Origin of the sequence: Stenotrophomonas lacuserhaii (assembly GCF_014836545.1) — a bacterium.
Taxonomy (GTDB): Bacteria; Pseudomonadota; Gammaproteobacteria; order Xanthomonadales; family Xanthomonadaceae; genus Stenotrophomonas; species Stenotrophomonas lacuserhaii.
Genome location: NZ_JACSQS010000004.1, coordinates 147,133 through 162,530 on the forward strand (window position 1 = coordinate 147,133; position 15,398 = coordinate 162,530).

The 15,398-nt window shown below is 68.3% G+C and carries 10 protein-coding genes; 9 read left to right on the forward strand and 1 reads right to left on the reverse strand.

Annotated elements, in window-relative coordinates; all coding sequences use genetic code 11:
• The first annotated feature begins 14 nt into the window (after positions 1-14).
• The 9 genes from H9654_RS06120 (at position 15) to tkt (ending at position 12,991) form a co-directional block, all read left to right on the forward strand.
• A complete protein-coding gene (locus tag H9654_RS06120; protein WP_191769823.1) occupies positions 15-1,985 on the forward strand; it encodes a type IV pilus secretin PilQ in 1,971 nt (656 codons plus the stop codon).
• A 545-nt stretch (positions 1,986-2,530) separates the two neighbouring features.
• The gene (locus H9654_RS06125; protein WP_182657426.1) at positions 2,531-3,550 is read left to right on the forward strand and encodes an AAA family ATPase; all 1,020 of its coding nucleotides are present in this window, start codon (positions 2,531-2,533) and stop codon (positions 3,548-3,550) included.
• Positions 3,551-3,555: 5 nt separating this feature from the next.
• A complete protein-coding gene (locus H9654_RS06130) occupies positions 3,556-4,473 on the forward strand; it encodes a DUF58 domain-containing protein (RefSeq protein WP_191769825.1) in 918 nt (305 codons plus the stop codon).
• On the forward strand, positions 4,470-4,919 hold the full coding sequence (locus tag H9654_RS06135) for a DUF4381 domain-containing protein (protein ID WP_191769827.1): 450 nt from the start codon (positions 4,470-4,472) through the stop codon (positions 4,917-4,919). Before H9654_RS06130 ends, H9654_RS06135 begins: the two co-directional genes overlap by 4 nt.
• Positions 4,916-5,917 carry a vWA domain-containing protein gene (locus H9654_RS06140; protein ID WP_191769829.1) on the forward strand — a complete coding sequence of 334 codons (1,002 nt, stop codon included), beginning with the start codon at positions 4,916-4,918 and terminating at the stop codon, positions 5,915-5,917. Before H9654_RS06135 ends, H9654_RS06140 begins: the two co-directional genes overlap by 4 nt.
• Positions 5,914-7,707 (forward strand): VWA domain-containing protein, encoded by a 1,794-nt coding sequence (locus H9654_RS06145; RefSeq protein ID WP_191769831.1) that lies wholly within the window; start codon positions 5,914-5,916, stop codon positions 7,705-7,707. The genes H9654_RS06140 and H9654_RS06145 overlap by 4 nt, the downstream gene beginning before the upstream one ends.
• A complete protein-coding gene (locus H9654_RS06150; protein WP_191769833.1) occupies positions 7,704-9,410 on the forward strand; it encodes a BatD family protein in 1,707 nt (568 codons plus the stop codon). Before H9654_RS06145 ends, H9654_RS06150 begins: the two co-directional genes overlap by 4 nt.
• 64 nt (positions 9,411-9,474) lie before the next feature.
• Complete coding sequence (locus H9654_RS06155) at positions 9,475-10,812, forward strand: dicarboxylate/amino acid:cation symporter (protein WP_191769835.1); 1,338 nt, start codon at positions 9,475-9,477, stop codon at positions 10,810-10,812.
• A 178-nt stretch (positions 10,813-10,990) separates the two neighbouring features.
• Positions 10,991-12,991, forward strand: coding sequence for a transketolase (gene tkt, locus H9654_RS06160; protein WP_191769836.1), 2,001 nt, complete (start codon positions 10,991-10,993; stop codon positions 12,989-12,991).
• A 255-nt stretch (positions 12,992-13,246) separates the two neighbouring features.
• On the opposite strand, the gene H9654_RS06165 is transcribed toward tkt, so the two are convergent.
• Complete coding sequence (locus H9654_RS06165) at positions 13,247-15,199, reverse strand: acetyl-CoA hydrolase/transferase C-terminal domain-containing protein (protein ID WP_191769838.1); 1,953 nt, start codon at positions 15,197-15,199, stop codon at positions 13,247-13,249.
• Positions 15,200-15,398 lie beyond the last annotated feature (199 nt).

A 15,398-nucleotide genomic window follows, 5' to 3' on the forward strand; every position in this document is an offset into this window, starting at 1 on the left:
CTGGGGATAGCACGATGACCTTTCACAATGCCAAGGGGCTGCGTCCGATCCGGCGCCCAACCTTGAACCGGATCGGCGCGCTGGGAGTCGCGTTGATGCTGGCGTGCGGCCACGCGACCGCGGCTGCGCCCACCGGCGCGCCCGCCGCCGCCGCAGCCACGCCGGTCAGCGCACCGGCGTCACTGTCGGTGTCCAAGATCGACTTCAAGCGGGGCGACGACGGCGCCGGGCGCCTGGTGCTGCAGTTCGACGGCCAGGGGGCGAACCCTGACCTGCGCAACCAGGGCGACAGCGTGGTCATCGACGTCGGCAACGCACGCCTGCCCGAGCAGCTGCAGAAGCCGCTCAACGTGACCGATTTCGCCACGCCGGTGCAGCGCATCGACGCCAAGCCGTACGGCGGTGGTACCCAGCTGGTGCTGAGCACCAATTCGGCCTTCGAGTCGCTGGCGTACCAGAGCGGCAACGAATACGTGGTGGAAATCACCCCGAAGGAAGGTATCGCCGCTACCGGTGCGATCACCACCAGCACCATCGCCCAGGCCGCCAGCGCGGTGGCCCAGCGCGGTTACAGCGGACGTCCGGTGACGTTCAACTTCCAGGACGTGCCGGTGCGCACCGTGCTGCAGTTGATCGCAGAGGAGTCCAACCTCAACGTGGTGGCATCGGATAGCGTTGCCGGCAACGTCACCCTGCGCCTGGTCAACGTACCGTGGGACCAGGCACTGGACATCGTGCTGCGTGCCAAGGGCCTGGACAAGCGCCGCGACGGCAGCGTGATCTGGGTCGGCCCGCAGGCCGAGCTGGCCAAGTTCGAGCAGGAAAAAGAAGACGCGCGCATCGCGATCGAGAACCGCGAGGACCTGATCACCGATTACGTGCAGATCAACTACCACAGCGCCTCGGCGATCTTCAAAGCCCTCACCGAAGCCCGCGGCATCGGCAACGGCAGCGGTGGCCAGGGCGGCGGTGGCAGTGGCAACTCGGCGCAGGAAGAAAGTGGCTTCCTGACCTCGCGCGGCCGCATCGTGGCCGATGAACGCACCAACATGCTGATGATCAGCGACATCCCGAAGAAGGTCGCGCGCATGCGTGAGCTGATCGGGGTGATCGACCGCCCGGTCGACCAGGTGCTGATCGAAAGCCGCATCGTCATCGCGACCGATACCTTTGCCCGCGAACTGGGTGCGAAGTTCGGCGTCAGCGGCAGCCGCGACAATGTGTTCTTCAACAATAGTGTTGAGAACAACGGATCGAACATCAACAACCAGGCCACCGTCGACACCGCGTACCAGCGTGCGGTCAACGAGTGGGCGGCGGGTGGCGGCACCGGCGCGGCGCCGGTGCGTGATCCGTACACCATCACCCGCGGCCTGATGTCCAACCTGCCGGTGGCGGCGACCAGCAACCCGGCCTCGCTGGCGCTGTCGATCCTCAACGCGGGCTACCTGCTGGATGTCGAACTGTCGGCAATGCAGACCGAGTCGCGCGGCGAAGTGATCTCCAACCCGCGCGTGGTCACCACCAACCAGCGCGAGGCCCTGATCAAGCAGGGTAAGGAAATCGGCTACGTGACCATCTCCGCCGGCGGCGCCGGTGGTGGCAACCAGGCCAACGTCCAGTTCAAGGAAGTGGTGCTGGAGCTGAAGGTCACCCCGACGATCACCAACGACAACCGCGTGTTCCTGAACATGGCGGTCAAGAAGGATGAAGTCGACCAGTGGATCGAGCTGGAAGGCTACGGCACGGTGCCGTCGATCAACCGTCGCGAAGTCAACACCGCGGTCCTGGTGGAAGACGGGCAGACGGTGGTGATCGGTGGTGTGTACGAGTTCACCGACCGCAACAGCATCAGCAAGGTGCCGTTCCTGGGTGACGTGCCGTTCCTGGGCAACCTGTTCAAGAAGCGCAGCCGCAACAAGGACAAGGCCGAACTGCTGGTGTTCGTGACCCCGAAGGTCCTGCGCGTCGCCAAGGGCAAGTAATGGTGTGAGGTGCCGGGCCTGCGGCCCGGGGTCCGCGTCATCGCATTCGCGCTGCCGCTCCCACGGTTTGCTCCGCAAACCGTGGGCCCCCTCTCACCAGCACCCACACCCCGCCACTTCGCGGCCGCCCCTGACTCAGGGGCTCCCTCCACCAGACAGGTCTATGGCGCCTTGGTAGCGCCGACCCATGGTCGGCGGAATGTTGCCGCCAACGGCCCGCTGCGCTCGCCGACCACGGGTCGGCGTCAGCGCTTTTTCTCTTTCTTTTGACGCGGGTGGCGGCCACCGGAACCTGTCATGGGTCGGGCGGTGCGGCTGTGCGGGGGCGTTGAGCGCCATGGATGGCGCGAAACGAGGCCCGCATGGATGCGGCCTTTGCCGTCCCCCGCACAGCCGCATCGCCCGACCCACCCCCAGCTGCAACTGCGGAACCACCCGCGAGGGGTCCAATCGCTCGATCCACCATTCATCCAATCTTGATCACATTCATGACCGCCCCCTGCGATGATGGGGAACCGGAATCCACCGGTGCTGGTCCAAGCACGATGAATCAGATCCCCGCCGTTCCCCCCACCCTCACCGCAGGCAGCAATGCATCGCGCCTGCACGCTGACTTCCAGGCCCTGCGCACTGCGCTGTCCAGTGAAATCGTCGGCCAGGCCGAGCTGGTCGAACGCCTGCTGATCGCGTTGCTGGCCGATGGCCACCTGCTGGTGGAAGGCGCCCCCGGGCTGGCCAAGACCACTGCCATCCGTGCGCTGGCCAGCCGGCTGGACGCTGAGTTTTCCCGCGTGCAGTTCACCCCCGACCTGTTGCCGGCTGACCTCACCGGCACCGAAATCTGGCGCCCGCAGGAGGGCCGCTTCGAGTTCGTGCCCGGCCCGATCTTCCATCCCATCCTGCTGGCCGACGAGATCAACCGCGCCCCGGCCAAGGTGCAGTCCGCGCTGCTGGAAGCGATGGGCGAGCGCCAGGTCACCGTCGGCCGCCACACCTATGCGCTGCCGCCGCTGTTCCTGGTGATGGCCACGCAGAACCCGATCGAACAGGAAGGCACGTTCCCGCTGCCGGAAGCGCAGCTTGATCGTTTCCTCATGTATGTCCGCATCGGCTATCCGGACGAAGGCGCCGAGACCGAGATCCTGCGGCTGGCCCGTGAACGCGCGCGCGGTGCGCTGGATGCAGCCCCGGAACCGCCGCGGCGGATGCCGCTGGAAGATGTGCACCAGGCGCGTCGCGAAGTGCTGGATCTGCACATGGCGCCGCCGCTGGAACGCTATCTGGTCGAGCTGGTGCTGGCCTCGCGGCAGCCTGCCCGCTACGACGCTGCACTGGCGCGGCGCATCGCCTGGGGCGCCAGCCCGCGTGGTTCCATCGCCTTGGAGCGCTGCGCGCGGGCGCGTGCCTGGTTGGCCGGGCGTGACTTCGTCACCCCCGACGATGTGCGCGCGATCGCCGCCGACGTGCTGCGCCACCGCGTGCTGCCCAGCTACGAGGCGCTTGCAGAAGGCTGGGATGGCGAACGGCTGGTGCAGGAGCTGTTGGCCAAGGTACCGGCCCCCTGACCACGATGGCCGTTGAGTCCCCCGATCTGCTGCACGGTGATGGGCTGGTGCCCACCCTCGCCGAACTGGTAGCCCTGCGCGGCACGGCGGTCCGTCCGCCGGCGCCGAAGCGTGGGCGCATCGGCCAGGCCGGCCAGGCGCCATCGCCGCTGCGCGGGCGTGGCATGGAGTACGCCGAATCACGCGAGTATGTCGCCGGCGATGACGCGCGGCATATCGACTGGCGGGTGACCGCACGCAGTGGCCGCACCCATACCAAGTTGTTCCAGGCCGAACGCGAGCGGGTCACGCTGATCGTCGCCGATACCGATCCGGCGCTGTACTTCGGCACGCGCACCCGCTTCAAATCGGTCCAGGCCGCACGCGTGGGCGCGGTGGCGGCGTGGTCGGCGCAGCGTCGCGGTGACCGCATCGCGGCGCTGCGCGGCAGCCTGCACGAAGCTCCGATTCCGCCAGCCGGCGGAACCCGTGGCGTGCTGCGCGTGCTCGATGCATTGAGCCGCTGGTATGCGGGGCCACAGGCTGAAGATGCCGGGCTGGAGCACGCGCTGCAGCAGGCCACGCGCGTGCTGCGGCCGGGCGCGCGCCTGCTGGTGCTGGCCGACCCGCTGCGCGCCGCTGCGGTTCCGCTCGCGCGCTGGTCCGCGCTGGCCCTGCATCATCAGGTGGACGTGCTGCTGCTGGTGGATCCGCTGGAAATGCAGCCGCCCACCGACGCACTGGATTTCATCGCAGAGCGCAGCCGTGTGCGCGTGGACCTGCGCAGCGCGCAGGTGCGTGCGCACTGGCAGGACTATTTCGCCGTGCCGCTGCAGCAGTTGCAGGACAGCCTGGCCACGCGCCGGGTGACGACCCATGTGATCTCAACCGATGCCCCAAGCAGTGGTTGGCTGGCCCCTGCAGTGCGCGAGGTCGTGTCATGAGCGCGAACCTGCCCCTGCGTGATGTGCACCTGCCACCGGCGCCCAGTCTGTGGCCGCCTGCGCCCGGCTGGTGGCTGATCGCCGCCGCGGTGCTGGTGCTGGTGGCGATACCCGTACTGCTGCGCGCCCGCCGGCTTCGCCGCGAACGGGCGTGGCAGCGGCAGTTCGATGCAGAGCTGCAGGCGGCGGGCGAAGGCCCATTGCGGCTTGCCGCGCTGGTGGAGCTGCTGCGGCGTGCTGCCCGCGAAAGCCGCGCCGGCAGCGAACTGCTGCAGGGTGAGGCGTGGTTGCAGGTGCTTGATCCCGCCAGTGCGCTTGCGCCGGCGCAACGCGACCTGCTGCTGCAGGGCGCTTACCAGCCCGTGATCGATGCAGCGCAGCTGGCCACGTTCGAACGCTGGGCGCGCACGCGGTATGTCGCGCTGCTGCGAGAGCGTTCCCGATGACCCTTCCCGGCTGGCCGTGGCCGGACCTGCTGCTGGCGTGGCCATGGGCGCTGCTTGCCTTGCCGTTGCCGTGGCTGATGCGCTGGTGGCCACGCCGCGTGGCGTCCGAAGGCGCCGCGCTGCGCGTGCCGTGGTCGGCACGGCAGCTGCAGGAGATCGCCGGTGGCAACGGCGGCGACGGCGCGCGCATCCATCGCCTGTTGCTGTGGCTGGGCTGGTGCTGCCTGTGCGTTGCGCTGGCGCGGCCGCAGCTGCTCGGCGAAGCGGTCAGTCCGCCTACCCAGGCGCGGCAATTGATGCTGGCCATGGACGTGTCCGGCAGCATGGGCGAGCCGGACATGGTGCTGGGCCGGCAGGTGGTGGAGCGGCTGGTCGCGGCCAAGGCGGTGCTGGCCGATTTCCTGGATCGTCGTGCCGGCGATCGTGTCGGCCTGCTGGTATTCGGCGATCGCGCCTATGCCCTGACCCCGATCACCGCCGACCTGGCCAGCGTGCGCGAGCAACTGGGCGATGCGGTGGTTGGACTGGCCGGCCGCGAGACCGCCATTGGCGATGCGATCGCGCTGGCGGTGAAGCGCCTGCGTGACCAGCCCGAGGGCCAGCGCGTCCTGATCCTGCTCACCGATGGCGTCAGCAATGCCGGCGTCCTCTCGCCGCTGCGCGCGGCGGACCTGGCGGCCACCGAGCAGGTGCGGGTCTACCCGGTGGCATTTGGTGGGGACGGCGGCATGAAGCTGTTCGGCATGGATCTCGGCCAGGGCCAGGATCCCGTGGACGAGGCCACCCTGCGGCAGATCGCCGAGCGCACCGGCGGGCGCTTCTTCCGCGCGCGCGACACCGCCGAGCTGGCCGGCATCTATGCCGAACTGGACCGGCTGGAGCCGGTGACCGCCAAGGGGCCGGCGCTGCGGCCGCGTAACGAGGTGTATTTCTGGGCGCTTGGATTGGCGATGCTGCTGGGCGCATCGGCCTGGCTGTGGCCGGGACGTCGCTCATGAACCTGGACCTGCTTTCTGCGCTCCACTGGGCCCGTCCGCAGCTGCTGTGGGCGCTGTGCGTGCTGCCGTTCATCGCGCTGTGGGCATGGCGCCGCGGGCGTGATGCCGGACGCTGGCAGCAGGCCGTGGATCCCCACCTGTTGCCGCACCTGCTGCAGGCCAGCGGCAAGGGCGCACGGCGCTGGCCGTGGACGGTGCTGCTGGGTTGGACGCTGGCCGTACTGGCGCTGGCGGGCCCGGGGTGGAAGCAGCAGGCCCAGCCACTGTTGCAACCGCAGTCACCCTTGGTGGTGGTGCTGGATCTGTCCACCCGCATCACCGCCACCGATCTGCCGCCGTCGCGGCTGCTGCAGGCAAGGGCCAAACTGGCCAGCCTGCTGCAGCAACGCGAAGGCGGCCAACTGGCGCTGGTGGTGTATGCCGACGATGCCTACACCGTGGCGCCGCTCACTGATGACGTGGCCAACATCGGGCTGTACCTGGATGCGCTGTCTCCACAGGTGATGCCGGCCGATGGCCAGCGCACCGACCGCGCGCTGGACTGGGCCACCCAGCTGCTGCAACGCAGTGGCCTGCGTGCCGGCCAGGTGCTGCTGCTGACCGACAGCGCCGACGCGGCCGCCATCGAAGCGGCGCGCCAGGCGCGCAGCCAGGGCGTGCAGGTATCGGTGATCGGGCTGGGTACAGCGACCGGCGCGGCCTACCGGGACAGCCGCGGCCAGATTGCCAACGCCGCGCTGGACGAAGCCAGCCTGCGCCGCCTGGCCGATGCCGGTGGCGGGCGCTACCAGCGGCTGGCCAGCGACACGACCGACCTGCGCGCACTGGATCTGCTGCGCGCCGACCGTTCGGCGGGCGAAAGCGAGCGCGGTGCCGTGCGCCAGTGGCTGGACCAGGGCTATTGGCTGCTGCCACCGCTGATGCTGCTTGCCTTGCTGGCCTTCCGTCGACGCAGCGCGGTGCTGTCTGTGCTGTTGCTTATCGGGGTTGTTGGGCTGCAGCCAGCGCCCGTGCTGGCGCAGGCCACAGCGGCGCCCGCCCCGCAGGCCGGCGCCCGTTCCAACCTCTGGTTGCGCGATGACCAGCGCCGCCAGCAGCAACTGGAGCAGGGCGTGCAGGCTTACCACGCCGGCGATTTCGACACTGCCGCGCGCACGTTTGAAAGCGTCCAGACGGCCGAAGGCTGGTACAACCTAGGCAATGCGCGTGCGCGCCAGGGCGACCTCGATGGCGCGGTGCAGGCTTACGACCATGCCTTGAGCCAGCGCCCGGGGATGCCCGATGCCGTGGCCAACCGGGCGGTGGTCGATGCCGCACGCAAGCGCAAGCCACCGCCTTCGCCGCAGGGCGGAAAGTCCCCGCCGTCGCAGCCGGGGAAGAGCAAGCCACCACCGCAAGGCCAAGGCCAAGCGCAGCCGCCATCGTCCGGCCAGCCATCTTCGGCGGGCAAGGGGTCCCAGAAGCCGGGTGATCCTGCCCAGCCACCGCCGCCAGCGGGCGCGCCATCCGGCAAGCCGGGAGCGGGCGAGGCGCCGCCGCCTGTCGATCCGCAGGCGCAGGCGCGCGCCGATGCAGAACAGCGCGAGCGCATGCAGCAGGCGGTGCAGCAGGGTCAACAGGGCAAGCAGGCAAAGCAGCCCGCGCAGCGCAGTGACGGCCGCACGCCGCAGCAGCGCGAGCAGCAGCAGGCGGTCGAAGCCTGGATGCGGCGCGTGCCGGACCGGCCGGGCGACCTGCTTCGCGCCAAGTTCCAGCTGGAAAACGAACGCAGGAAACAGGAAGGACCATGACACGCACCGTCTCCCCATCGGTTATCGCGCGCCTGCTGCCGTGGTTGCTTGCCGTGGTGCTCTGCGTGCCGCACGTGGCATCGGCACAGACCCGCGCGTGGCTGGATCGCGCCCAGGTTTCCCTTGGCGACACGGTCACCCTGAACATCCAGTCCGATTCGGCCGCCTCGCCGGTGCTGACCCCGCTGGGCGCCGATTTTGAACTCAGCAACCAGACCCGCAGCCGCCAGGTCGAGTGGATCAACGGGCGCATGCAGACGCGCACGCTGCATGGCGTGGCACTGTCGCCCCGGCGTAGCGGCACGCTGGTGGTGCCGCCGCTGCAGGTTGGCCAGGTGTTCACCGAGCCCCTGCAGCTGCAGGTTGCTGCGGCGGCACCGGCGCGCAACGATGGCAGCGCGCTGGCCTTCATCGAAACCGAGGTGGATGACAGCAGCCCTTACGTGCAGCAGAGCGTGGGCGTGGTGGTGCGGCTGTTCTACGCCGCGCAGCTGGCGTCGGGTTCACTGGTGCTGGATACCCCCGAAGGTGCATCGTTGCAGGTGATCGGCCAGGACCGCACCGACGTGCGCGAGGTCAACGGACGACGCTACAACGTAGCCGAGCGGCGCTATCTGTTGATTCCCGAACGCAGCGGGCCGCTGCGGGTGGCGGGGGCCCGCTTCGATGGGCGTACCGCGGGCAGTTTCTTCGATGATTTCTTCGGCGGGCGCGGTGATGGCCGGCTGCGCGCGGCAGCGGCCGACCAGACCCTGCAGGTGCAGGCGCAGCCGGTCGACGCGCCGCAGCCGTGGCTGCCGCTGCACGACCTGCGCCTGCGCTACACGCTGGCCCCGGACCGGGCGCGCGCCGGTGAAGCGGCCACGCTGGAGATCGAAGGGATCGCGGTGGGAGCGACCCGGGCCCAGTTCACCGACCTGCCGGTGCCCGATGTCGGCAGCGATGCGCAGGTGTTCGCCGAACCGGCGCAGTACGACGAAACCTTCAGCGGCGGCTCGCCCCAGCTGAAGATCACCCGGCGCTATTCCATCGTGCCGCGCGCGGCCGGGACGCTGGAAGTGCCCGGCATCCAGATGCGCTGGTGGGACGTGAAAGCCGGGCAGGCGCGCAGCAGTGGCGTCCCAGCGCTGACCTTGACGGTCGCCGCCGGCAGCGGCGGGGCGGCCCAGCCAACGCCGCCGGTGCAGGCGCTGGATACCGATGCCGCGCTGCCCGGCGGCGAGGGGGCTGCTGCGTCGCCCGCCGCAGGCACCAGCACGGGCCAGCCGCTGGGCTGGATGGCGCTGGCGGCAGGCTTGCTGGTGTTGTGGCTGCTGACCCTGTGGTGGGGCTGGCAGCGGGGTCGCGCCCACCGCGTGTCGTCGAACGGGCAGGCGCCGGCGCCGCCGGGCAGCCCGTTGCAGGGAACCCCACGCGTCGCCGACCTGCGTCGCGCCCTTGACGCCGAAAGCTTTGCCGACGTGGCAGCGGTGTTGTGCGCGATGGCGGGTGTGTCGCGTCTGGACCTGGTGCTGGCGAAGTTGGGCGATGAGCGCCAGCGCCTGGCCCTGCAGGCCTTGCAGAAAGCGCGCTGGGCCGGCGATGGTGACCTGCCTGGCGTGCGCCGGGAACTGAAACAAGCGTTCCATGACGGACCGCACTGGTCGGCCCCGGTAGCCTCGACGCAGACTGGACTGCCGCCGCTGTACCCGCCGCCGCCGTGATCGGCAAGACGGAGCCGCGGGGCGCTTTGCTACAGTGACCCTCATTTCCCAGGATACCGAGCCGATGACAGCAGCCAGCCCCGCGAAGAAAAAGATGCCTCTGCACTGGAAGATGGGCATCGGCTTCGCCATCGGCCTGGTGCTGGGTCTGGTGGTGCATGCGCTGGGTGCGCAGACGCCGGCACTGATGGACGCGGCGAAGTGGCTGATGCACTACATCACCACGCCCGCTTCCGGCCTGTTCCTCAACCTGATCTTCATGCTGATCGTGCCGCTGATCTTCTCCGCGCTGGTGATGGGTGTGTCGGAGATGGGCGACATCCGCGCGCTCGGCCGGATCGGCTGGAAGACCCTGGCCTATACCATCGTGCTGTCCAGCATCGCGGTGGCGATCGGGCTGGTGCTGGTGAACGTGCTCAAGCCCGGCGTGGGCGTGGACCCGGCCATGGCCAACCAGATCCTGGCCGAGAACCTGGAGCGTTCAAAGGAAATCGTGGCCGGTGTCGGCAGCCAGCCCAAGGGCATGGACATGCTGCTGTCGATCGTGCCGAGCAACATCGTGGCGGCCGCTTCCAGCAATGGGGCGATCCTCTCGCTGATGTTCTTCGCGCTGATGTTCGGCATCGGCATGGTGCTGACCGACGATGAAAAGGTCGCCCCGCTGCGGCGTGCCATCGAAGGCGTCTTCGAAGTCTCGATGACCCTGATCAACCTGGTCATCCGCCTGGCGCCGTATGCGGTGGCCTGCTTCATGTTCAACCTGGCCGCGCTGTTCGGCTTCGAACTGCTGATCCGGCTGGGCGCCTACGTCGGCGTGGTGGTACTGGCGCTGGGCCTGCACATGGTGGTCAGCTACGGCGTGGCGGTGTGGTTGTCCGGGCGCTCGCCGCTGGCATTCTTCCGCGATACCCAGGAAGCGACGGTGATGGCGTTCTCCACCGCCTCCAGCAACGCGACCCTGCCGACCGCGCTGCGCGTGGCCGATGAGATGGGCCTGCCGCAGAAGGTGTCGCGCTTCGTGCTGACCGTCGGCGCAACCGCCAACCAGAACGGCACCGCGCTGTTCGAAGGCGTGACGGTGATCTTCCTGGCGCAGTTCTTCGGTGTGGACCTGAGCATCGGCCAGCAGATCATGGTCATGGCCGTCTGCATCCTTGGCGGGATCGGCACGGCCGGCGTGCCGTCGGGCTCGCTGCCGGTGGTGGCGATGATCTGCGCGATGGTCGGGGTGAACCCGCTCGGCATCGGCCTGATCCTGGGCGTGAACCACTTCCTGGACATGTGCCGGACCGCGCTGAACGTCACCGGCGACCTGGCCCTGACCACCCTGGTGGCCAAGGGCGAGAAGGACGAGCCGGCCATGGCCGCGACAGCGACCGCCCCGACCGACCGCGCCGTCTGAATCGGTTCATCGGTTTTGCCGGGGCGATTGCTGCCCTGGTGCGCCGCTGCGCTCGCCGGCCCTGGCCGCGCTACCGTTGGCTGACCCGGCGGTTACCGCGTGAGTCCGCCCGGCGTGGCACGGCGTTACAATGATTCGCCCGCACGTCCGCGGCCGCCTCCCTGATTCCGATAGAACCATGACGCAGCCTACCCGCCGCCAGTTGGCCAACGCCATCCGCTTCCTTGCCGCCGATGCGGTCGAGACCGCCAAGTCCGGCCACCCCGGCATGCCCATGGGCATGGCCGACATCGCCGAAGTGCTCTGGAACGACTATCTCCGCCACAACCCGAACAACCCGAAGTGGTTCAACCGTGACCGTTTCGTGCTGTCCAACGGCCATGGCTCGATGCTGCAGTACGCCCTGCTGCACCTGAGTGGCTACGATCTGCCGATCGAACAGCTGAAGGCGTTCCGCCAGCTCGGCAGCAAGACCGCCGGCCATCCGGAACACCACGAAACCCCGGGCGTTGAGACCACCACCGGTCCGCTTGGCCAGGGCTTCGCCAATGCCGTCGGTTTCGCCCTGGCCGAAAAGCTGCTGGCCCAGCGCTTCAACCGCCCGGAGCTGGAAATCGTCGATCACCGCACCTACGTGTTCATGGGTGACGGCTGCCTGATGGAAGGCGTGTCGCATGAAGCCGCTTCGCTGGCCGGTACCTGGGGCCTGCACAAGCTGGTCTGCTTCTGGGACAACAACCACATCTCCATCGACGGCAATACCGATGGCTGGTTCACCGACAACACCCCGGAGCGTTTCGAGGCTTATGGCTGGAACGTCGTTCGTGACGTCGATGGCCATGATCCGGAAAGCATCAAGGCCGGCATCGACGCCGCGCTGGCGCAGTCCGACAAGCCGACCCTGATCTGCTGCCGCACCACCATCGGTTTCGGTTCCCCGGCCAAGGCCGGCAAGGAATCCAGCCATGGCGCGCCGCTGGGCAAGGACGAGCTGGAAGCCACCCGCAAGGCGCTGGGCTGGGAATACGGCCCCTTCGAGATCCCGGAAGCCATCTATGGCGGCTGGCGTGCCGGCGGTACCGGCACTCTGCGCCAGGCCGAATGGGAACAGCAGTTCGACAAGTACGCCGCCCAGTACCCGCAGCAGGCTGAAGAACTGACCCGTCGTTCGCACGGCGAGCTGCCGGAAGATTTCATCGCCAAGGCCGATGCCTACATCGCCCAGGTGGCGGCGGAAGGCCCGACCATCGCCTCGCGCAAGGCATCGCAGCTGGCCATCGAAGCCTACGCACCGCTGCTGCCGGAGCTAGTGGGCGGTTCGGCCGATCTGGCCCACTCCAACCTGACCCTGTGGAAGGCCAGCAAGTCGGTCGCCACCGATGACGCCAACGCCAACTACGTGTACTACGGCGTACGCGAGTTCGGCATGACCGCCATTGCCAACGGCCTGGCCCTGCACGGCGGTTTCCTGCCGTTCGACGCCACCTTCCTGGTGTTCAGCGACTACGCCCGCAACGGCGTGCGCATGAGCGCGCTGATCCCGGCCCATGCCATCCACGTCTATACCCACGACTCGATCGGCCTGGGCGAAGACGGCCCGACCCACCAGCCGGTGGAGCACCTGGCCTCGCTGCGCTACATCCCGAACAACGATGTGTGGCGTCCCTGCGACGCGGTGGAATCGGCGGTCAGCTGGAAGGCCGCGATCACCCGCCAGGACGGTCCAAGCTGCCTGGTGTTCAGCCGCCAGAACCTGCCGCACCAGCCGCGTGATGCGCAGCAGATCGCGCAGATCGAGCAGGGCGGCTACGTGCTGGCCGATGCCGAAGGCGGTACCCCGGACGTGATCCTGATCGCCACCGGTTCGGAAGTGTCGCTGGCCACCGAAGCCAAGGCGCAGCTGGACGCGGCCGGCCTGAAGACCCGCGTGGTCTCCATGCCGTCCACCGATGTGTTCCTGCGCCAGGATGCGGCCTACCGTGAATCGGTGCTGCCGAACGCGGTGCGCAAGCGCGTGGCGATCGAAGCCGGTGTGACCGGTTTCTGGCGCCAGTTCGTCGGCCTGGATGGCGCGGTGGTGGGTATCGATACCTTCGGCGCCTCGGCGCCGGCGGATGCGCTGTACAAGCACTTCGGCATCACCACCGAGCACGTGGTGGAAGCTGCCAAGGCGCTGTAAACCGCACGAACTGAAAACGCCCCGCAAGGGGCGTTTTTTTGTGCCATCGGAACCGTCGAAGACCGCTGCGCGCCCGGGGTAGTGACGGTTGTTGGCCGTCAGCTCCTGCCTTGCCCTTGGTGGGTGAAGACCTGCTTTACCTGGGTGGGTGACGACCGTTGCTCGTCACGCTGTTGCTCCGTTGCCGTTGCCGCTGCGCTCGCCGAGCATGGCTCGGCGCTACCGGCGCTACCGGCGCTACCGGCGCTAACGGTGCTAGGCGGCCGTGCGGGCCAGCGCCAGCCGCAACAGGCGCGCGTTCAAGCGCTCGCCGAAATTCGCCGGCGCTTCAAGCCCCATTCGCTGCAGGTACACCGCATCGCCATCGCCGGCGCGTTGCTTCAACGCCGCCCACACCGTGTGCAGCTTCGCACTGCGTGTCTGCGTGTTGGATTTCAACCAGCCCAGCGCCTTCACCAGCACCTGCTCCACCTCGGTGAAGTCACTGCCCAGCGGATAATCGGGCAAGGTGCCGTCGCTGCGGAACGCAGCCAGTGCGGCGGACAATGCCTGCGGCGTATTGCGCTGCGCGCGCGGATCGACCTGCGCCGCCGTTGCCAACTTGCGCGCGGCCTTCGCCTGCTGCAGCAATGCGTCCTGGAACGGTTGTTCGGTGATGCCGGCCATCGCCTGCACGCAATCGGCGTCGGTCAGTCCGCGCAGGTCGGCGATGCCATATTCGTTGAGGTACACATCGCGCAGGTGGCGGGGAATGGTGGTGTGCCCATACTTCCAGCGCACGTTGCTTTCGCGCGTGCCGGCATCTTCGCGTGCGGCGCGGAACATCAACACGCTGCGTGCTTCGGGCAGCGCATGCGCCATCGCCACGAAGTTGTACTGGCCGCCCACGCCGGACACCACGCGCCCGTCTTCCAGCGCATCGGAGACGGCCGCGCCAAGCGCGGTGGCCATCATGCAGGAATTGAAGAAGCGCGCATGGCGGCGCTGCAGCCGCTCCAGTTCTTCGTTGCCGCCGTACAGTTGGTTGATCTCACTGATACGGCGCATGCCGATGGCACGGCATTCGTCGTCCGGCAGGGTGCGCAGCCATTCGTAGAATTCGGGCGAGCCGAGGTAGAACGCGCCGTGCAGGTACTCGCCTTCGGCGGCCAGCGTGGCGTGGTCGGCGGTGTAGGCGCTGCCGTTGTCCAGCCGCTTCATCAGCACCAGGTCGTCGTGCACCTTGCGCTTGATCACCCCGCACTGCACCAGCTTGCGGAAGCCTTCGTTGAGCATTTCGCTGCAGCCGTACAGACCCTCTTCGAACGGACCCAATCCACCGATCCCGGCCACCAGTGGATGCGCCGCCAGTTGCGGATCCAGTGCATGCAACACGCGCCGGTACAGCGCGTTGTCGGTATGGCGCAGCACCAGCGCGTGGCTGAGCGCATCGGCCAGCGCTCCGATGCCGATCTGCAGGGTGCCGCCGTCCCGCACCAGCGTGCTGGCATACAGGCCGATGGCATGGTCGGCATCGCTGACCGGCTGCCGCGGCAGGCCGAACAGTGCCGGATAGGGGCCGGGCGGGGTGATCACCAGGTCGAAGAAGGTCTCCTCCACCGCCGCACTGCCACCCAGCCAGGGCAGCTGCGGATCCACTTCGGCGATGAGCAGCGGGCGCGGCAGCCCGCGTGCGGCCATCGCATCCAGGGTGTCCTGGGTGATGTCGTTGTTGCACGAAAGCGACAGCCGGCTGCTGCCTTCGCGGCGGGCCACTTTCTGCACGATCGCGTGCGGCGCGCGCTGGGCCACCGCATCGGCGGCGTGGGTGTAGTTCAGGCTGGTGTAGCTGGCCTGCGCCTGCCGCGAACGCAGCAACGCGCCGGACTGCATGTAGAACTCTTCCACCTGCACGTGGTCCGGCAGGGTGTCCGCTGCCATCGCATCGGCATAGGCCAGTCGCACGACGTCCTTGCCGAAATGACGTTCGGCGAACGGCCGCATGAAGCGCGCTTCCAGGCCATCGCCATGCGCCACCGGCGGATTCAGCGACAGCGCGGTGTAGATCTGCAGCGGCCGCGCCGGGTCCTTTTCCACCCGTGCGTACAGCGCGTTGAGCAGCCGGTGCGGCTTGCCCAGCGCCAGTGGCGCCCCGATGCGGATGGGCCCCTCAACGCGCGCCAGCAGCCAATCGACGGCACCATCTAGATCGGTCAGGTGGTCGGTCATGCGTGCGGATTCCTTGTACGTCATGGGGGGCATTACAGCATGTCCGGCTTGAACGTCATAAGAAGGCGTAAGAAGACCTGCCTCACCCCTGAACCTGCTTCAGCGCAGAAGAACGGGGCAGGAGAATGAGAAGGGCTTTGCACGGAGGGTGAGATCAACGCCAGAGGCAACCCTTGCCGGTTTGATGAAACCGAGCTGG